A 19,488-nucleotide genomic window follows, 5' to 3' on the forward strand; every position below is an offset into this window, starting at 1 on the left:
CACCGTTGGCCCGCGACGAGGAAGCGTAACGAGAAGTTCTCTCGTGACTGTGAAACCGTCGGCGCCAGGAGTCAACTGTCGATCCTCGACTCGAGCGGTAACGTCAACTACCGGGTCGAACCCGAATCCGTGTCCGGCTTTAACTCTGGCTCTGAACCCAGACCGAGCTGGAATAATAAGGCTTAACAATTTCACAGCACCAAGTTATTATATGGCCGTCGTAAGCGTCTCGATGCCTGATGCGTTGCTCGAGCGAATCGATCAGTTCGCCGATGATCACGGGTACACGGGTCGGAGCGAAGTCGTCAGGGAAGCGTCGCGAAACCTTCTCGGCGAGTTCGAGGACACCCGACTCGAGGACCGCGAACTCATGGGCATCGTCACCGTCATGTTCGACTACGAGACGACCAGCGTCGAGGAGCGAATGATGCGCCTCCGGCACGAACACGAGTCGCTCGTCGCGTCGAATTTCCACAGCCACGTTGGCGATCACTTCTGTATGGAACTGTTCGTGCTGGAGGGGTCGCTCGAGGACATCTCGACGTTCGTCGGCAAGATCCGGGCGACGAAGGACGTCCTCTCGGTCGATTACTCGGTCAATCCGGTCGACGGACTCGAGACGATCAGCGAGTGACTGGCTAGACGAACGTACCGCGTAACGCTATAAATTTGGCTTTGTTGAAACCCTCAAACGGTGATAGGTTTCAACGACCGTGCTGAATACAAAGCGCGAATGGGGCAGAAATTGGTGACCGATCAGATGGGAGGGGGATCGCTCAGTACAGGCAAGGCGTTACCGCGGCGCTGATCTCTGGATTGACGCAATCGGTGACGGCTGCCAGTTGCTCTGATCTACGAGACCAGCACAGGGGTAGAGAACGGTATAGTCCACTCCAGCATGCATCAAACGATCGCCCGGCTCACGGAATCACTCCTCCCATTTGGTTTCTCCAGCATTTTCCGATGGGCGGAGAATGGACGGTCCGATCGAGAGCGTCCGCTTGGCGAGCGTGGTGAGCCGAAAGATGTAGGCGGCGAGCAGCAACAGCGGCAATGCCGTGAACGTAAACGCGCCGCTCACGACCCACGTTACATTGTCGATCCCCAGCGTTTCTCCAGGAAACATCCCTGGGTTGGAGAAAAATCCCATTCCAGCCGCAATAGCCAACGCGGGGAGTCCGAGATAGAGGATTTGCCGCGAGAGGTTGACGAGGTCCGACTCGAAGTACAGCGACTTGATGTGTTCTCGGGCAGGGGCGAAATACTGAAGTACAGCGTTCAACTCGTCTAATGCCTCTTGTTGCTCGTCGGTGAGAGCGTCCACATGCTCCTTTCGGATACGGCGAATTTCGTAAATATGCCACGAGTAGTTGTAATCCAGTGCCGCTTGTATAATGGCGAAGTCCCCGAACTGGACATCACGTAGCTGTTCGTTCACGAGTTCGGCGTTCGACACCAAATTATCGACGAACTGTTGAACATCCGCACGGAGTTCGTCGTCATCGCTGTTCGCAACGACATCGCCGACCCACTCCGCTTTGTCACTGCTCAACTCGACGAGTACGCGCAGGAACGCGTTCAGTGCTGGGGGACTGGCCGTGCCAAGAAAGCCCTCGACGTCGTCGCGGAAAGATATTTCGCCGCTCATTCGTTCGCGCTGATCGCCGAGTGGACCGAGTTCCTGTGCAAGAACAAGCTGACTGATCGTGACGACGAGCGTGACCGCGGTGGTGATCGAGAGTATCATCGTCTGAAAGGCTGGGCGGACCGGTCCGTTGGTCCCCATCATTTCGCGCAACGACGCGTCGCTAAGAGTACTCATCCCGACGATAGCGCTGAAAAGCCCGAGCGCCAGACCAGCGGTCAGCACGTGTCGGTTCAGATTGAGTAGGAATTTGAGGCGGAGACGGTCATAGCGACTGTCCATCCGCTCGTACATCCTGTCATCCGGCGCTGAGTCACCCATCGTAGCTACTACTATCTACACCCGTGTACGAAGCTTTGTGTCTCGATTTCGTCGGTTCAACGATAAGTTCGCACGACTATTGATCTATCGTTCATCGGTTTGGGTGTGAAACAAACGTAGTGTCGTGCTGAACTCAGGGCGCATCTCTTGCACGGAGTGCTCCTCCAAATCCCCCTAACCAATGACACTTCCTCCAACAGCGGAAAATTTATCCGTCGGTATCGTGCTTAACTAAAGTAATGACCGACTCACAGTTGACAGGCGCCCTTCAAGAGACCCTCGCTCTCTTCGAAGTGGGGGGAGCGCCCTTGACGACGACCGAGGTCGCCGACCAAATCAACCTCGGGCGTCGGAGCGCTTACGAGCGCCTCGAACGCCTCGTTGATCACGGTCGACTCGAAACCAAGAAAGTCGGCGGCAATGGACGCGTCTGGTGGCAGCCAGCCACCGAGTTCAAGGGACTCGTCACCGACGTCACCGACCGCAAGGAGCGCGAACACGAGCTTGAACGCCGCGCCATTCAGCAACATACCGTGGCCGATCTCGGGCAATTCGCACTTGAAACCGACGACCTGGATGAACTCATGGACCGAGCGTCACGCCAGGTGGCAGACGTCCTCGACAATGAGTACTGCAAGGTACTCGACCTCGATCCGGACGCTGAGGAACTCTTGCTCCGCCAGGGCGTCGGCTGGCGCGACGGGATCGTCGGCGAGGCAACCGTCTCCTCGGTCGAAGCGGACTCCCAGGCGGCGTACACGCTGGCGAACAACCACCCGATCGTTGTCGAAGACCTTGAAAGGGAATCACGCTTTAGCGGTCCCGAGTTGTTGACGAGCCACGACGTCAAGAGCGGGCTCAGCACCATCATCGGCCCGTTCGACGACCCGTGGGGCATCCTCGGCACCCACGACATCGAAAAGCGGGAGTATTCCGAGGAGGACGTGACCTTTGTCCAGAGTGTTGCGAACATTCTCGCGGACGCGATCGAACTGCAGCAGTCTCAGCAGGAACTCGAACAGTTAGTCGCCGACCTCGAGGAGTCCAACGAGCGGTTGGAACAGTTCGCGTACGCAGCCTCTCACGATCTCCAGGAACCACTCCGGATGGTCTCGAGTTACCTGCAATTGCTTGAGAGTCGCTATAGTGACACGTTCGACGAAGACGCCGAGGAGTTCCTCGCGTTCGCCGTCGATGGAGCCGACCGAATGCGTAGGATGATCGAAGGGCTGCTTCAGTACTCACGGATCGAGACTGAGGGCGAGCCGCTCGAACCGACCGATCTCGATTCGATTCTTGCCGAGGTCCTCAAAGACCTGCAGTTACGGATCGAAGAAAGCGACGCCGACGTGACGTCCGAGTCGCTCCCGCGAGTCGAGGGTGACGCGAACCAACTCCGGCAAGTGTTTCAGAATCTGCTGGACAACGCAATCGAATACAGCGGTGACGATCCCCCACGCGTTCACATCTCGGCTGAGAGAACGAGAGACGAGTGGATCATCTCGGTGCACGACGAAGGAATCGGTATTGATCCCGACGACACGAATTCCGTCTTCGAGGTCTTCAATCGCCTTCATAGCCACGTGGAGTACGATGGAACCGGTATCGGACTGGCGGTGTGTGAGCGGATCATCGAACGCCATGGCGGTGAGATCTGGGTTGACTCGGACCCCGGCGAGGGTGCAACGTTCTCGTTCACGCTCCCCGACGCGTAGTACGGATTCGGCATGAACCAAACGAGGTCACTGTGCTGAACTCATCCTCTATATTCAGCAGACATATTCTGACAAAATCTGAGCAGAACGTTCAGTCTCTGCTGAATACAGGGCGCAAATGTGGCACGGATAGTCTCCACCCGATGTGCAGGCTGGATTGCTCCCCAGAGAAGAGGTAGTTGACGCAGACATTGATTTCAAGTAGAGAACAGCCTCTTCCCTCTCACGCTCCAAGCAGGATTCATGATTGGTGCTTATACGATCGGCAAGAAAGCGTTGAAGTTCGGGTACAAACGCTATGGCATCCCTGGGGCAGTCGCGTCGGGTGGGGTCGCGCTCGCTGGATACGTCGTCGTGCGGCGCGCTCTCAAATCGTCCACGGACTCCAATAACGTCACGTCAGCTATCGACGCACAGGAGATCAAGCGCGCGGTCGACGAAAAGGGCCTCGATGCGGTGAAAGACAGAGGAACACTTGACGATGCCATAAACGAGGACGCGTTGGATACGCCGGTCGACATGGATGATGTCCAATCATCGGCGGCGGCGGAATCCGACAAGGTAACCGAGTCGCAGGACGAGACTGATGACGGAGAGTAAGCTCCATCGGTGACGTCGACCGTCCGTTTCGGCTGAGTTCTCACGTGCAATAGCCGCTCGGTATGCGGAGCTACCGTGCGCCTGATTCAGCACGAATAGATTGAAACAAACGAGATTGGTTCGCTGAATTCATCCTCTGTATGCAGCACCCGATCTCTATCAGCAGTTGAGGATTTCAACAGAGCCATAAATTTTGAAGTAGTAACACCCGACTCGAGTCCTTCGACAGCTACAAGCCCTCCATCACCCACGTTCGTCGTATGCCCGGCAAAGTCCACCCCGACGACCTCGTGGCGCACGTCTTCGGCCGAACCGGCGACGCCGACGACGCCGTCCTACAGGGTCCCGCGACGGGCGAGGACGCGGCGGCCATCGACTGGCCCGGCGGCCACCTCGTCGTGAGTTCCGACCCCATCTCGCTCGCCGCCAGCGAAGTTGGCACGCTCGGTATCCACGTCGCCTGCAACGACGTCGCCGCTAGCGGCGCCGACCCACGCTGGCTCACGACCGTCATCTTGCTCCCTTCGTCGGCGGCCGACGACGGAGACGACACCCTCGAGACCGTCACCCGCGACCTCGACGCTGCCGCTCGCTCGCTGGGGGCGACTATCGTCGGCGGCCACTCCGAGTACGTCGACGCCCTCGAGCGACCCCTGATCTCGCTGACCGCGATGGGCGCCGCCGAACGGGTCGTCGAGACCGGCGGTGCCAAACCGGGCGACCACGTGCTCCTGACGAAAGCCGCCGCCATCGAGGGGACGGCCATCCTGGCGGCGGACTTCGGCGAGCAACTCGGCGTCGACGAGGCGACGCGCTCGAGCGCCGAGGCGTTCCTGGCGGAGATCAGCGTCGTCCCCGACGCCCGAATCCTCCGGGAGTACGCGACGGCGATGCACGACCCGACCGAGGGCGGCGTGACGGCCGGCCTGCTCGAACTCGCCCAGGCCTCCGGCGTTCGACTCGAGGTCGACCGCGACGCGATTCCGGTCCGGTCGGAGACGGCGGCCCTCTGTACGGCTGCCGGGGTCGACCCGCTGCAGATCTTCGGCTCTGGAGCACTGCTCGCGACGGTTCCCGACGACGACCTCGAAGCGTGTCTCGACGCAGTTTCGACTGCCGACCTCGAGGCGACGGTCGTCGGTCGCGTCCAGGCGCTCGAGGGCGACGCCAAACGACCGTCGCTCGTCCTGGACGGGGAATCGATCACCGATCCGGTGATGGACGACCTCTATTCGCTCTGGGAGGAGAGCGACGCCTGAGGAGAGCGTCGAACTCGTACGCACGTTCTCATACTCATACGATTGGATCAGAAGCTCCGCACCGCGGATGGCACGGTCGGAATCGTGCTCCGTGATTGCAGCCTTCCTCACCCTCACTATCACCTGACTCGCTCTCCCTCGAGCGTTGACGTGCAAACGTGTGAACCCGACTCGAGTCCCAATACAGTATTTCCGGTTGACACCTGTCGACACGCTTTTCTCTCTCGATAGATGAGGTTGCGCTGAGAGGCAGTATGTTTCGTGACCGAGTGATACGCGTGCAGGACCGGGTACGGCACGCGCTACGGACGGCGTGGGAAGAGGAACACACGCCCCACGAGGTCGCGACGAGTTTCGCCATCGGCATCTTCGTCACAGCCCTGCCGACCGGCGGGCTCGGAATCGGCTCGTTTTTCCTGTTTGCGTACTGGTGGTCCTGGATCTCGAAGCCTGCGATATTCTCCTCCGTGGCCGTCCTGAATCCCGCCATCAAACCCGCCGTCTACCTCGGAAGTTTCTACCTCGGCGCGACCCTCTTCGGCACCGATCCCCTCATCGCGACCAGGTGGACACACCTCGAGACCGCTCTGCTGTTGATTCAGCTCCTGCTCATCGGAAACCTCATCCTCGCAGTGGTGCTCGCCGGCGTCGCCTACGTCGCGGTGTACTATCTGGTCCGGAACTACGTCGAGCGCGCCGACCAGCAGACGGCCTCCCCGGCCAGCGACCTCCCCACTCCGTTCTGGCGGAAGTGACCGTTCCGGCCCGTTTTTTGCCTCGTTCCTGCCGTCGACGGGGTAGTTGACGCGTTCGCCCCCACTCACACTCACACTCACACCCGCACTTCGAGGCGATCCGCCGGCCCCCAGACTCGAGATACAGCGCCGACTGACAGTCTTAGGCACCGAAACGGCGGGGATAGAATTAACTCCCCCCGGACGGATTCACAATCAGTTGTGGACCGTGCTGAACCAGCACGGTCTGCGTCCATCACGCATCTATGCCACGAAACGACACTTCGAACCCGGACGACCCCGTGCTCGGGGAGCCGGACGACGACCTCGAGGTCACCCTCGGGATTGACCAGTTACAGCGCTTTCTCTCGGCCGACGACCCCGACGTTCGTACGTACGCGGCCAGCACGCTCGCCGGCGAGGCGGCCGACCGACCGCGCGAGGTCTGCTCGGCAGTTCCGGCACTGATCGACCGACTCGAGGACGAACCGTCGGTTCGCGCCAACGCGACGGCGGCGCTCGCGGCAATCGCCGCCGAGCACCCGGCGGAAGTCACGGCTGGCGTTTCGGCGCTGACCGATCGACTCGAGGGATCGACCGCCGTCCGCGCCGACGCCGTCGACGCGCTCGCGGCGATCGGCGACGCAGAACCGACGGCGTTGCTCGAGTCGGTCGGGGCGCTCGCAGCGGTCGTCTCCGGCAGGGAAGAGGACCAGGACGATCACGAAGACGAAGGCGCGTTCGTCTGCCGGCGAGCGACCGCCGCACTGGCGGCCGTCGCCGACGCCGACCCCGAGGCGGTCAGACCCGTGGCAGCCTCGATCGCCGCGGCCGCCGACCACGAGGACGAGACGGTTCGCGAACACGCCGTTCGAGCCCTGCGGGCCGTCGCCGAATCGGACCCGACCGCGCTCGCCGCAACGACCGACGCCGCCTCGCCCCTGCTCGAGCGACTCGACGACGACGGCGCAATCGGGGCCGACGCGATGGCCGCGCTCCGCGCGCTCGCGGTCGAAGACGACCCCGAACCGATCGCCATCGAACCCGTCGCAGACCGACTCGACGACCATCGCCGGGACGTCCGAGAGGACGCCGCGCACACGCTGCTGGCGGTCGCAGCCGAGACGCCGGATCGCGCGTCGACCGCACTCGATCCGCTCACGGCGGCGCTCGCCGATGCTCCCTCGATTCGCGAACCGACCACCCGCGCACTCCGGCACGTCGCCACTGCAGACCCCGCGCTGGCGGGCCTCGAGTCGTCCGTTCCGCCCGTCACCGATCGACTGACCGACGTCCAGGCAGCCGTCCGTACCGACGCGGCGGCGACCTTGCGCGCCGTCGCCGAGGAACGGCCAGCCACCGTGCAGTCGTCGGTCGGCGCGCTCGCTGCCGTGCTCGAGGACGACGAGATCGAAACCCGCGAACACGCTGCCGCCGCAATCGAGGCCGTCGCCGGGGAGCACCCCGACGCCGTCGCGCCCGTCGTGGCGGAACTTGCGGCTCGCCTCGACGACGAGGATGAGGACGAGGACGAAGACGAAGACGAAACGTCGGTGCGGGCGAACGTCACTCGAGCCCTGGCCGTCGTCGCAGTGGCCGACCCCGACGCCGTTCGCATCGTGGTTCCCTCCCTCGCCGCGTGCCTGGACGAGCCGAACGAGTCGGTCAGACGACCGGCCGCCGACGCGCTCGGTGCCATCGCTCGTGACGGCGACGTCGACCAGGCAGTAGTCGAACGGTCCCTCGCACAGCTCGAAGAGGAGCAAGGCGACGAGACCGACGCGTGGCGACAGGGCCACGCCGCTCGGTCGCTGGCGGAGGTCGCCGAGGTGCAGGTCGCGAGCGTCCACCCGGCCGTTCGATCCCTCTCGACCCGACTCGCAGCCGACGCCGTCGCCGTTCGGCGAGCGGCCTCCCGCGACCTCGCCGGCGTCGCCACGGAACGGCCGCGAGACGTCCGCTCGGCCGTCGAACCGCTTGCGGCCCGCCTCGAGGACGACGACGCGAGCGTCCGCAACAACGCTGCGATCGCTCTCCGGAGACTGGGGGAGGCCTACCCCGAGGACGTTCGGTCGGCTCTGGGCGCGCTGTTCGGATCGGTGGACGACCCCGACCGGACCGTCCGGACGAACGTCGTCGCCGCACTCACCACGATCGGTCCCGACGGCGATCGCGTTCGATCGCCGGCCCGGGCACTGGCTATCGCCGAAACCACAGCCGACGACGCCTCGATTCGAACCGGGGCACTCGAGGCCCTCGGCGTGTTGCTCCCGGAGACCGGCGACGAAACGACCGCCGTCGTCGACGCCGTTCTCGATCGACTTGCCGGCGACTGTCGACCAGCCGAACGGAGTGCCGCGCTCGAGGCACTCGAAACCCTTCTCACGAGACCCATCGAGACCGATCCGACGCCAACCGAGATCGTTCTCGACCAGTTCGACGACGGGTCGATGGCGAGGACGACCACCCTGGCCCGTTCGCTGGCCGACCTCGCTCGCGTCGATACGGCCATCGTGGAACCGCTCGCCTCGAACCTGCTCGAGCGGCTGGCGAACGCCGGACGACTCGAACGCCAGGCCCACCTCCGAACCCTCTCGGCCGTCACCGATGGATCGGGTCGATCCGTCGTGGCGCTCCTCCTCGAGTCCGCGGACGATCGACCGATGGAGGCAGTCGCGGCTGACCTCGCGACGCTCGCCGTGGTCGAATCCGAGGCAGTGAGCCAGAATGCGGACGCCGTCGCCGACCTCCTCGAACACGAGACGCCGGCCGTTCGCGGCTACGCGACGCTCTCGCTCGCGGCCGTCGCCGTCCTCGAGGACGACTCGACGCTCGAGACGGCGTTCGACGCCGTCGAGGATCGACTGGTCGACGCCGCGTCGCTCGTGGCCGGCGGGGAGACGCCGACGCACACCGACGCGATCAACAATCAGCTCTCGGGACTCGGCCGCCGCGTCGACGGCGATCCCTGGGCGGCCGGAACGGCAGTGCTTGCGCTGTCGGTGCTCGCCGACTGCTCCGAGCGGTTGCGACCCACGGCGATCTCGAAAATCGCCGCCGGCCTCGCCGTCGATTCGCCCGTGGTTCGGGTTACGGCAGCCCGAACCCTAGCGGCGGTTGCCGAAGACGACTCCGGCGGGTTCGAGTCGAGCGTCTCGGCAGTCGTCGACGCGCTCGAGGACGAGGACGACAGCGTTCGAGCGTTCGCGACTCGCACGCTGTCCGCACTGGCGCCGCGCGGCGACGTGGACCTCGCGGCGGCGAGAGACGCCCTCGTCGCTCGACTGGCCGATCCCGACAGCCGCGTCAGGGAACAGGCGTGTCACGGCCTCGGGTTCGTGGGCGTCGAGCCGTCGATCCTCGATCCGCTCGGTGCCGATCCGGCCCCGGCCGTCGCCGAGGCGGCCGTGCGGGCCCAGAACCGGGCGACGAGTGCGCTCGAGTCCGTCGACGACCACGACGAGTGGGGCGACTGGAGCGCCGCTCGAGCCGACGCCGCACGGACCGGGGCCGTCCCCGACGGCAATCCGCTCTCGTCGGCGGTCGACGTCCAGTGGCGGTTCGATCCGGACGTACGAACGACCGCACCGACCGTCGTCGGCGACACCGTGTACGTCGGCACCGACAGCGGTCGCGTGCTGGCGCTCTCGCTCGAGACAGGCGACGAGCGCTGGGGGTATCAGACCGACGGCATCGTGACCGGGCCGCCCGCGGCCGTCTCCGACGGGCTCTACGCCGCGAGCGCGGACGGGACGGTGTACGCACTCGACCGGGAGACCGGCGAACGAAGCTGGCAGTACCGGCTGGACGCGACCTGCCGGGTCGCTCCGGTCGTCGACGACGGAACCGTCTACGCCGCCGACGACGGCGGAACGGTGTACGCCCTCGAGGCCGAGTCGGGACGCGTCGAGTGGACGCTCGCGACCGACGAGCCCGCGGCCGTCACAGAGGTCGCCGTCACCAGCGGCGGCGTATTCGCCGGATCGGCTGACGGAGTCGTTCGGCGCCTCGACGGCGACACTGGCTCGCTCGAGTGGACGTGCGACCTCCAGGCAGCGGTCGATGTCGAGGACGACGGCGACCGTGATGAAGACGCTATCGCCGGCGCGAACGCCGAGGAAACCGGCTGTCTCGCCGCCACGGACGACCTCGTCGTCGCCACGGACGGTGACAGTCTCTACGCTCTCGAGGCGGCCGACGGCGCGATTCGCTGGCGATTCGACACGGGCGGCGCCCTCGAGGCCCCGGCGGTCGCCCACGGAACAGTTTACGTCGCCAGCGGCGATTTGAGCGTGTACGCGGTCGATCTGACCTCGGGCGCCGAACGGTTCCGATTCGACACCGGTGGAGCGACGCCGACCGCACCGGCCGTCGTCGACGGCGCCTGCTGTGTCGGTACCGACGAAGGGGTCATCTACGCGCTGGATGCGACCGACGGCGCGGCCCGGTGGCGATACGACACCGAAACCGGGGCGGCCCTCGAGGGGCTGACGGTCGCGAGCGGCCTGCTGTGTACCGCCGGCCCCGGCGGCATCGCCGCTCTCGGCGACGACCAGTCCTCGTGGGCCGATCGCATCGGGTTCTCCGGGCTGTTCACTCGGTTCGGCGCGAATCAGTAGTCGTTTTCGAGCCGTCTTTCAGGACCTGCCTCGAGCCCCCGACCGAACGGCAGCCGTTCTCGCGAGGATCAGTATCCAGACGCCGAAGGCGACGGCGGCGACGAACTCCGGGACGGCGAACCAGTGTCCCGGGTCGGCTTCCGCGGATCGAACGAGGAGCCAGCCGAGCCAGCCGAGTAGGTGGGCGACACCGAGCCAGATCGACGCGACCGCGACCCACCGATCGCCGGCCAGCACCTGTCCCGTCCCGGCGAGCAGTTGGGCGACCGGGGCGACGCCGAACACCGTCAGCGCGGCGAGGCCGTGCAGGCTCGACTCGAGGTAGTACGCCGTGTGTCCGAGGAAGAAGATCCCGACGCCAACCATGCCGAGGACGGCGATACCGGTGAGTGCGATGCCCACCCGCTCGAACCGGTTCCGGGCGCGTGTCCAGAGCAGGGCAACGAACGGTGTACCGAGGAGGCCACCGAGGATGAGACCGCCGTTGAACAGCCAGAACGTTCGTGCGGTGACTCGACCCATGTCCGAAAGTGCGCGCGTTCGCCAGGTGAACGTCTCGGGGGTCGCGACGAACGTCGACAGGACGATTCCGGCCAGGGCGACGGTCGGGGCGGCGACGCCACAGCGGATCGGCAGCGAGCGGCAGTCGGTCATGGCGCACCACCGAGAGGAACGGCGCCGCGAGCCGTCGATTGTGTGTCTGACAGTGTGTCCCCAGGCGAAGGGCGTGCCGGCCGTACTGCCGGTTGGGCCGTTTCGATCACCTCGCTCGAGGACAGGCGTCGACTCGAGTCGATACTCGACGACGTCGAGTCCCGCTCGTCGAACGTAATCCGAACGTCGCCCGTCGCCGAAACCCCCTCGAGGCTCGCCGACTCGACGAACGCCTCGTCACCGGCAAACAGGACGAGCGTTCGGTCGTCGGCCCGCTCGAGGCTGAAGGCGTACGTCTCGGTTCGCCAGCGCGTCGTCGTCGCCGTGCGATTCGCCGCGTCGGTTCCGGACTCGGGTTCGAGGCTGGTCGCCCGGCGCTCGAGCGCCGTAGCCATCGCGTCTGTCGCGAGCGAGGCGTTCGATTCGTCCTCGAATCGGATGGCCCAGGCGTAGCTGTCGACCCGGTTATCGCCGCTATCGCCGTCGCCGGCTACGGCCCCTTCACTCGAGAACCGCCGCACACGATCGTACGACCAGCCCGCGGCGGCGTCTCTCGCCGCGTCCGTGGCGAGTTCCGTCGCGAGCACCTGCTCGAGGACGAACGATCCAACGGCGTCCGTCCCGGCAGGGTCGCGCTCCCAGCTAGCGGATTCTGCGTCGACGTCGATATCGAACGACTCGAGTTCGGCTTCGCCCGAGGCGATTGCCGGCTCGCCACGGCGAACCTCCTGCATCGTCACCGGCGGCGTCTCGTAGACGCTCCAGTGGGTCGCCGGCGAGTCGGCGGCCGCTGCGACGAACCGACCGCCGTGGTGGTACGGCCCCCAGGCAAGCCTGGTTCCCGGGCTGGCGTCCGGGTACAGCGACTCGAGCAGGTCGTCCTCGGGCGTCACGGGCAGGTCGTAGGTCTCGGTGTACGCACTCGAGACGTAGACGGCACTTCCTTCGATCAGACTCGTCACCGTCAGCCTGGCGTCGGTCGTCCCGCGGTGTTCGGGTGGGATCTCCGCCCGCACTCGCCGCGGTGCGCCTCGCTGGAACTGCGCGGTGTGGACCAGTTCGTGGACGAGTACCTGCTCGATTGCCGCCGGCGAGGCGTCCGCCTCGGGCAGGAGGTACACCGCCTGCATCGGACTCGAAACACCACCGACCCGGAGTTCCTCGGCCCCGTCGTCAGGATCGGGTGCCGGGATTCCCATCACGGCGTAGAAACTCGAGGGATCCTGCACGGCTCGCGGCGGCCGCTCGATGGGTTCGTCCACGTACACCGTCGGCGGCCGGAGGTCGACCGCGAGGAGTGCCTGCACGCGCTCGAACGTCGCGTTCGCGTCGAGGGGCATGTCCCCGTGGACCTCGAAGGTGTGTTCGTCGGTCGCGCGGTCGTCCGGCGGCCCGTCGCCGCCCGCGTCGGCCATCGGCGCCGCACAGCCGGCGAGCACCACCGACAGCAGTGACAGCAGTACGACCAGCGTCACCGTCGTTCGACCACCCGACTGCGCCATACCTGTCACTGTCGAGGGACGTCGCATAAATACTCCGACACCCCAACGGTTTTTCCGTCACCCGCACTCGAATCGATCATGTCCGGCATCGTCTTCTTCGGCACCGAATCGCTCGAGTCTATCGTCGACTTTTACGTCGAGGAGCTGGGCGCGGAACGGTGGCTCGAACAGCCCGATTGTACGATCCTCTCATACGACAATCTCCTGGTCGGATTCTGTGCTCGCGAGAGCGCCGAAACGGACGGCACGATCACGTTCGTCTTCGACACCGCGAGCGAAGTCGACGCGATGTACGAGCACCTCGCAAACCGGGCGTGCGGGGAACCGGTCGAGAACGACCGCTATCGAATCTACCAGTTCTTCGCCGAGGATCCGGAGGGACGGACGCTCGAGTTTCAGACGTTTCGCCACGAGACTGATTCGCTGTAAGAGAAGTCAGACAACCAAACAGACGCTCAATCGGCCGAACTCGAGGTCGCCTCGCTCTCGACGCCCGATTCGACGGCGTCGACGCGCTGGTCGGCGGGGAACCACGCCAGGTCGTGATCGGCGGTCACCCTGACGGCGACGCGCTCGTCCAGGTCGATCCGGTCTGAGTGATTGTGCATGCACTCGATGGTCTCGCCGTCGTCGAGTTCGACGCGGTAGAGAATCGTCGGCCCGAGGTAGCGCCGGTAGACGACCGTTCCGTCGGCTTCGGGGCCGCTCGCGGGGTAAGCTGTCACGTCGTCGGGTCTCAAGAGGATGTCGATGTCGGTCCCGTCGTACTCGGCGACGAGGCCGTCGACGTCCGCTCGCAGGACGCGACCCAGGGCCGTCGAGACGTGATCGCCGCGGACGGTCCCCGACAGAAAGCTCGCGTGCCCGAGAAAGCCCGCGACGAACCGCGATTTGGGGTGCTGGAAGACGCGTTCGGGTTCGTCGATCTGCTCGAGGTCGCCGTCGTTCATGACGGCGACGCGATCGGACACCGAGAGCGCCTCCTCCTGGTCGTGGGTGACCGAGACGGCGGTCACGCCGGTTTCCTTTATGATGCGTCGAACCTCCTCGCGCATCTCGACGCGGAGGTCGACGTCGAGGTTGGAGAACGGTTCGTCTAACAGTAGCATCTCGGGTTCGGGGGCGAGCGAGCGAGCGAGCGCGACCCGCTGTTGCTGGCCGCCGGAGAGTTCCTCGGGATAGTCGTCGCCGTGTTCGCTCAGGTTCACGAGGGCGAGCAGTTCGTCGACGCGTGCCTCACGTTCGTCTGCGGGCCAGTCGGTCAACCCGAACGCGACGTTCTCTCTAGCTGTCAGGTGCGGAAAGAGCGCGAACTCCTGGAACACGACGCCGACGCCGCGTTCCTCCGGCGAGACGAACGATCCGTTCCCGGCCACGGACGTTCCGTCGAGGCGAATCTCGCCACCGTTCGGTTGCTCGAGGCCCGCGATGAGTCGGAGCGTCGTCGTCTTGCCACAGCCGGACGGACCGAGGAGGGTCAGGATTTCGCCGTCGTGGACCGTGAGCGAGAGGTCGTCGATGACCGCCTCGGTGCCGTAGCGCTTGGCGACGCCCTCGAGTTCGAGGACGACGTCGCTGGTCGGCGTTGTGTCCGCGGGTCGGTCGTCGGTCGTCGACGTGAGCAGGGAGTCGTGAGCCATTGGCAACCGCTTTCTTCGTTAGTTTAGGCTACCCTAAAACACTTATAGCTGCCGGTCCGTTCCCGGCAGGTCGAAATCGAATCCCCGCGAGCGGCTACAGTTCGACGCCGCTCGGGATCAGGCTCCGGTGACGAAGCAAGTCGCCGTCGTCGTCGTAGACGAGGAACGTGCGTTTGTCGTACTCGACGAACGGTTCGCCGTCGAGGGTTATCGTGACGTGGTAGCGCCCGCCGTCGTCGGTCGTGTCCTCGTCGAACCCACGAGCGGCCCGGATGAACTGCAAGACGTCCCGGGCGGGGACGTTGAGCTCGAGGACGAACTCGCCGGTTACGCGGTTCGTGACGCTGACGACGCCGTCGGTATCTTCGGCGTCGATCGGGCCCTGGAGTCGAAGCGCGGCGTCCGTCTCTCGGGCTTCGAGTGGCTCGCCATCAGGGCCGGTGAGACGGTCTCGAAGGAGTGTCGCTGGACCGGTGCAGTCGATCGTTACGGCGGGTTTCTTCGGGTCACTGTCGGTCTCGATCCAGTCGACATTGCTGGCAGACAACGTGAAGTGCTCGCGCTTCATTACGCACCGGCAACTTCGCACTCACGAGGTATGAACGTAACGCCCATTGTGCGTTTTCTGCACATCTGAACAAGACAGTTCAGTAGGAGATGACGCTGACGTCCGTCGAATTCTCGCATCCGGTACTCGGCAATTGGCCATCTGATTTAAGACGATACGGCCTCTCCGTAGAAGAGACTGCGAACAGAGACGATGGAACCACACAGCGACACCGATGCTGGGGCCGAACTCGACACCACCGCGGACACTAACGAGAACGCGAATGCCCCCGCGAGTGACCCATCGTCGGCAACCGACACGAGCGAAGAGAGCGACGACGACGGTCCGACGCCCGCGGGACTCGAGGACGACACGACAATCCCTCCCGACTCGGCACTCGAGTCCACGTTCGACCAGATTCGACGCACCTTGCATCGAGTGGTCGAGGTGCTACAGGGCTCGCACATCGACGTGACGGCCTACGATCCCGAGGCACACGGCCCGCTCGTCACGTTCGACGACGTGAACGGCCTCGAGGAGGTCGATCGCTACTGGGTGAACGCCCCCTTCTCGTTCGTCGTGATCCAGTACGACGAGGCGGCCAACCACCACCGCTACCGGACGGTCGAACCCACGCTCACCAACGAGGAACGACTCGTGCTCCAGACGCTGCTCGAGGACGTGCGCGATCCGCTCCTCTACCGACAGACGGACGACGAAGACGTGGAGGAACTGCTTCGATCCACCGTCCGCGAGTACCTCGAGCGCTACGGCGCGGAGGTCGACATGGCGACGTTCTACCGCCTCTTCTACTACATATTCAGGGACTTTCGAGGCTACGGGCGGCTCGACCCGATCATGCACGACCCGCACGTCGAAGACGTCTCCTGTGACGGGTACGATCTCCCCATTTTCGTCTATCACGACCAGTATACGGACGTCGAGACCGACGTCAGCTTCGGCGAAGACGAACTCGATCGGTTCGTCGTCCGCCTCGCCCAGCACTCCGGACGCCACATCTCCATCGGCGATCCGATGGTCGAGACGACCCTCGAGGACGGCTCCCGGGCGGAACTCGCCCTCGGGACGGAGGTCACCCCGCGCGGATCGGCGTTCACCATCCGGAAGTACGCTGACGAACCGCTCACGCCGGTCGACCTCGTCCGGTACGGGACGTTCAGCGTCGAGCAGATGGCCTACCTCTGGCTGGCCATCGAGCACAACAAGAGCCTGCTCTTCGCCGGTGGGACCGCCTCAGGGAAGACGACGAGCATGAACGCCATCTCGATGTTCGTCCCACCGCGGTCGAAAGTGCTCACCATCGAGGACACCCGCGAACTTCAGTTACACCACGACAACTGGCTGTCATCGGTCACTCGCGAGCGCATTCACGAGGGAAAGAACGTCACGATGTACGACCTCCTGCGGTCGGCACTCCGCCACCGCCCCGAGTATATCGTCGTGGGCGAGGTTCGCGGCGAGGAGGCCATCACGCTCTTCCAGGCGATGAACACCGGTCACACGACCTACTCGACCATGCACGCCGACTCCGTGCAGACGGTCATCAATCGGCTCGAGAACGAGCCGATCAACGTCCCCCGGGCGATGGTCCAGAGCCTGGACATCCTCTCGGTGCAGACGCTCACCAGGCTCGGCGGCGAGCGCGTCCGGCGGAACAAGGTCCTCGCAGAGATCGAGGGCGTCGACCAGCGAACGGGCGAGCTGGACTACTCGACGGCCTACTCCTGGGACGGCGAGACGGACACGTTCACCGCCGAAACCAGCCACGTCGTGACCGAGATTCAACACGAGCGCGGCTGGACCCAGCGGGAGCTTCTGACCGAACGACGAAACCGGGAACGATTCCTCGAGTACGCGCTCGAACACGAGATTTCGGACTACCGACGATTCACAGCGCTCGTCAACGAGTACTACGCCGACCAGGAACGCGTGCTCGAGCGGATCGAGGACGCGAGCGAGAGCGACGGAGTCGACGGACTCGAGACAAGTGAAACCGGGACCGGCAAACTCGACGGAGTCGACGGAAGCACGAGCGGCGAAACCGAGACCGGCGAAAGCACGAACGACACGGACGCGACACCGCCGAAGCGAGCGGGCGACTCGCTCGAAACTGAGTGACGCGGAGAGATCGACTGCACCCACAATCATGACTCGCGCAAACTTCCTCCCGCTCGCGTTCGCGGTCGTCCTCTGTTCGCCAATCCTGCTCGCAGTCGTCAACCGGGGGGTCGACACGCTCCTCGCCCGAATAGCGGATCGGCTCTTCGGCCCCTACGTCGAGGAGTTCAGGTCCGAACACCCCGGGAGACAGGACTCGCTTCGAGCGGCACACATCCCGACCACCTACCGCGAGTACGGGGCGAAGTCGCTCCTCTACGCCGGCCTGCTCGCCGTCGTCGGCAGTATTCTCGGTATCTACGTCAGCTGGGGACTTCTGCTCGTCCTCTCGATCGAACCCGCGGTGATGCGCGAGCAACTGCCGGGTGCCCTCTCCTTTCTCGCGAACGTCGCCGGCATCCCGACGCTCTCGGCACTCGAGCTATTCGGGCTCTTACTCGTCTCCTGTCTGACCCTCGGCGTGCTCGCCGGCGTCGGCACCTACTGGTTTCGGTGGTGGTACCCGGGCTACGTCGCCGACAACCGGGCACGACGGATCGAGTACACCCTGCCGTCGACCGTCGCGTTCATTTACGCCCTCTCACAGAGCGGGATGGAGTTTCCGACGGTCGTCCGCATCGTCGCCGCTCACGACGACACCTACGGGGAGGCCGCGAGCGAGTTTCGCGTCGCCGTCCGGAACATGGACACCTTCGGGACGGACGTGATCACGGCGCTGCAGACGATGAGCCGACGTTCCCCGAGCCCCCAGTTCCGCGAGTTCTCCGAAAATCTGATCAGCGTCCTCAAGAGCGGCCACAGCCTCTCGTCGTTCCTCGAGCGCCAGTATCACGACTATCAGGAGGAGTCGGAGTCCCAGCAAGAACGCATGCTCGACTTGCTCGGCACGCTCGCGGAATCGTACGTCACCGTCCTGGTCGCCGGGCCGCTGTTTCTCATCACGATCCTGTTCGTCATCGGCATCTCCGTCGGCGACACCCTCGGCCCCCTGCAGGTGTTGATCTACGTCATCCTGCCGTTTGGCAATCTGGCCTTCATCGTCTACCTAAGCATGGTCACCGACTCGGTCAACCCCGGCCGAACGATCGACGAAGGCGACGTCGACGACCCGGGACCGTACCAGCAGGCTCTCGCCCGAACCGACGGTGGACTCCGAAACGACACCTCACCCCCGCCGAACGTCGAGCGAATTCACATCTACAAGCGCCTCCGAGCGGTTCGAGAGCGACTGGGATCTCCCCTCGAGACGCTGCTCGACCGGCCGGCACGCTCGCTCCTGGTAACGGGACCGATCGCGCTCGGGTTGATCGCCTGGCGGCTCCCCAAGGCGACGACCGAGGCCGGAATCGACGCGGCCGTCATCGACGACGTCCTGGTCGTCGCCGGCCTCCTCGTGGGGACCACGTTCGCCCTCCTGTACGCGATTCATCGACGACGAATCGACGCCGTCGAAGCGGCGATTCCCGACTTCCTCGACCGCCTCGCGAGCGTCAACGAGGCCGGTGTGGCGCTCGTCTCGGCGATCGGTCGCCTCCGCGAATCGGATCTCGGCGCGCTCGACGTCGAACTCGAACGCATCTGGGCGGACGTCCAGTGGGGGGCCGACCTCGAGACGGCGGTCGTCCGGTTCGGCGCCCGGGTTCGGACGCGGGCGGCCTCCCGCGTCGTGACGCTCCTCACGGAGGCGATGAACGCCAGCGGAAACCTCGCCACCGTGTTGCGGATCGCCGCCCGACAGGCCGCGGCCGATCGACGACTCAAGCGCGCCCGCCAGCAGGCGATGCTCGAGTACATGGTCGTCGTCTACATCTCGTTTCTCGTCTTCCTGTTCATCATCGCCGTCCTGGCGGGCTACATGCTGCCGACGCTCCAGGCGGCCGCCGTCGAGGGCGGCAGCGAGTCGCTCGAATCGTCCCAGGTCGACGGGCTGTCGGGACTCGACAACGTCGACGCCGCGACGTACACGCTCCTGTTCTACCACGCGACGCTCATTCAGGGGGCGCTTTCGGGGCTGATCGCCGGGCAGCTAAGCACAGGAGACGTGAAATCCGGGGTGAAACACGCCGTGGCGATGGTCGCGCTCTCGTTCGTGCTGTTCGCGGTCGTGATCTGA

Annotated in this window: 13 protein-coding genes and 1 pseudogene; 9 read left to right on the forward strand and 5 right to left on the reverse strand. The window is 64.8% G+C overall.

From position 1 onward, the window contains the following. Positions 1-211 precede the first annotated feature (211 nt). Positions 212-634: a CopG family ribbon-helix-helix protein gene (locus tag ACFQO4_RS12965; protein ID WP_312909014.1), complete on the forward strand. Its 423-nt coding sequence runs from the start codon at positions 212-214 to the stop codon at positions 632-634. Positions 635-928: 294 nt separating this feature from the next. Here ACFQO4_RS12965 and ACFQO4_RS12970 read toward each other — a convergent pair whose 3' ends face one another. Beyond that, the gene (locus tag ACFQO4_RS12970; protein WP_500261316.1) at positions 929-1,966 is read right to left on the reverse strand and encodes a DUF7972 family membrane protein; all 1,038 of its coding nucleotides are present in this window, start codon (positions 1,964-1,966) and stop codon (positions 929-931) included. A 470-nt stretch (positions 1,967-2,436) separates the two neighbouring features. Here ACFQO4_RS12970 and ACFQO4_RS12975 point away from each other — a divergent pair. The 5 genes and pseudogenes from ACFQO4_RS12975 to ACFQO4_RS12995 form a co-directional block, all read left to right on the forward strand. Then, positions 2,437-3,681 (forward strand): annotated as a pseudogene (locus ACFQO4_RS12975) (sensor histidine kinase); the annotation flags it as partial. Between the two features lie 243 nt (positions 3,682-3,924). After that, positions 3,925-4,281 (forward strand): hypothetical protein, encoded by a 357-nt coding sequence (locus ACFQO4_RS12980; RefSeq protein WP_500261317.1) that lies wholly within the window; start codon positions 3,925-3,927, stop codon positions 4,279-4,281. Positions 4,282-4,541: 260 nt separating this feature from the next. Next, a complete protein-coding gene (locus tag ACFQO4_RS12985; RefSeq protein ID WP_500261318.1) occupies positions 4,542-5,540 on the forward strand; it encodes an AIR synthase family protein in 999 nt (332 codons plus the stop codon). Between the two features lie 278 nt (positions 5,541-5,818). Further along, positions 5,819-6,295: a DUF2062 domain-containing protein gene (locus ACFQO4_RS12990; RefSeq protein WP_500261319.1), complete on the forward strand. Its 477-nt coding sequence runs from the start codon at positions 5,819-5,821 to the stop codon at positions 6,293-6,295. Positions 6,296-6,540: 245 nt separating this feature from the next. Then, on the forward strand, positions 6,541-10,893 hold the full coding sequence (locus tag ACFQO4_RS12995) for an outer membrane protein assembly factor BamB family protein (RefSeq protein ID WP_500261320.1): 4,353 nt from the start codon (positions 6,541-6,543) through the stop codon (positions 10,891-10,893). An 18-nt stretch (positions 10,894-10,911) separates the two neighbouring features. On the opposite strand, the gene ACFQO4_RS13000 is transcribed toward ACFQO4_RS12995, so the two are convergent. Both ACFQO4_RS13000 and ACFQO4_RS13005 read right to left on the reverse strand, forming a co-directional pair. After that, positions 10,912-11,547, reverse strand: a complete 636-nt coding sequence (locus tag ACFQO4_RS13000; RefSeq protein WP_500261321.1) for a DUF998 domain-containing protein — start codon at positions 11,545-11,547, stop codon at positions 10,912-10,914. Next, entirely contained in the window at positions 11,544-13,049 is a 1,506-nt protein-coding gene (locus tag ACFQO4_RS13005) for a hypothetical protein (RefSeq protein ID WP_500261322.1), read from the reverse strand. The genes ACFQO4_RS13000 and ACFQO4_RS13005 overlap by 4 nt, the downstream gene beginning before the upstream one ends. A 78-nt stretch (positions 13,050-13,127) precedes the next feature. On the opposite strand from ACFQO4_RS13005, the gene ACFQO4_RS13010 reads away from it, so the two are divergent. Further along, positions 13,128-13,478: a VOC family protein gene (locus ACFQO4_RS13010; protein WP_500261323.1), complete on the forward strand. Its 351-nt coding sequence runs from the start codon at positions 13,128-13,130 to the stop codon at positions 13,476-13,478. A 26-nt stretch (positions 13,479-13,504) separates the two neighbouring features. On the opposite strand, the gene ACFQO4_RS13015 is transcribed toward ACFQO4_RS13010, so the two are convergent. Both ACFQO4_RS13015 and ACFQO4_RS13020 read right to left on the reverse strand, forming a co-directional pair. Next, positions 13,505-14,689 (reverse strand): ABC transporter ATP-binding protein, encoded by a 1,185-nt coding sequence (locus ACFQO4_RS13015; RefSeq protein WP_500261324.1) that lies wholly within the window; start codon positions 14,687-14,689, stop codon positions 13,505-13,507. Between the two features lie 94 nt (positions 14,690-14,783). After that, the gene (locus ACFQO4_RS13020; protein WP_500261325.1) at positions 14,784-15,257 is read right to left on the reverse strand and encodes a DUF5793 family protein; all 474 of its coding nucleotides are present in this window, start codon (positions 15,255-15,257) and stop codon (positions 14,784-14,786) included. 192 nt (positions 15,258-15,449) lie between these two features. On the opposite strand from ACFQO4_RS13020, the gene ACFQO4_RS13025 reads away from it, so the two are divergent. Beyond that, complete coding sequence (locus tag ACFQO4_RS13025) at positions 15,450-17,375, forward strand: type II/IV secretion system ATPase subunit (protein ID WP_500261326.1); 1,926 nt, start codon at positions 15,450-15,452, stop codon at positions 17,373-17,375. Between the two features lie 28 nt (positions 17,376-17,403). Further along, the gene (locus tag ACFQO4_RS13030) at positions 17,404-19,488 is read left to right on the forward strand and encodes a type II secretion system F family protein (RefSeq protein WP_500261327.1); all 2,085 of its coding nucleotides are present in this window, start codon (positions 17,404-17,406) and stop codon (positions 19,486-19,488) included.

The organism is Saliphagus sp. GCM10025334 (assembly GCF_042663485.1).
Taxonomy (GTDB): domain Archaea; phylum Halobacteriota; class Halobacteria; order Halobacteriales; family Natrialbaceae; genus Natronosalvus.

Bases quoted from the DNA above. Each gene is read 5' to 3' on its own strand.
- ACFQO4_RS12965 (WP_312909014.1), top strand. From the start codon at position 212: ATGGCCGTCGTAAGCGTCTCGATGCCTGATGCGTTGCTCGAGCGAATC.
- ACFQO4_RS12970 (WP_500261316.1), bottom strand. From the start codon at position 1,966: ATGGGTGACTCAGCGCCGGATGACAGGATGTACGAGCGGATGGACAGT.
- ACFQO4_RS12980 (WP_500261317.1), top strand. From the start codon at position 3,925: ATGATTGGTGCTTATACGATCGGCAAGAAAGCGTTGAAGTTCGGGTAC.
- ACFQO4_RS12985 (WP_500261318.1), top strand. From the start codon at position 4,542: ATGCCCGGCAAAGTCCACCCCGACGACCTCGTGGCGCACGTCTTCGGC.
- ACFQO4_RS12995 (WP_500261320.1), top strand. From the start codon at position 6,541: ATGCCACGAAACGACACTTCGAACCCGGACGACCCCGTGCTCGGGGAG.
- ACFQO4_RS13000 (WP_500261321.1), bottom strand. From the start codon at position 11,547: ATGACCGACTGCCGCTCGCTGCCGATCCGCTGTGGCGTCGCCGCCCCG.
- ACFQO4_RS13005 (WP_500261322.1), bottom strand. From the start codon at position 13,049: ATGGCGCAGTCGGGTGGTCGAACGACGGTGACGCTGGTCGTACTGCTG.
- ACFQO4_RS13010 (WP_500261323.1), top strand. From the start codon at position 13,128: ATGTCCGGCATCGTCTTCTTCGGCACCGAATCGCTCGAGTCTATCGTC.
- ACFQO4_RS13015 (WP_500261324.1), bottom strand. From the start codon at position 14,689: ATGGCTCACGACTCCCTGCTCACGTCGACGACCGACGACCGACCCGCG.
- ACFQO4_RS13020 (WP_500261325.1), bottom strand. From the start codon at position 15,257: ATGAAGCGCGAGCACTTCACGTTGTCTGCCAGCAATGTCGACTGGATC.
- ACFQO4_RS13025 (WP_500261326.1), top strand. From the start codon at position 15,450: ATGGAACCACACAGCGACACCGATGCTGGGGCCGAACTCGACACCACC.
- ACFQO4_RS13030 (WP_500261327.1), top strand. From the start codon at position 17,404: ATGACTCGCGCAAACTTCCTCCCGCTCGCGTTCGCGGTCGTCCTCTGT.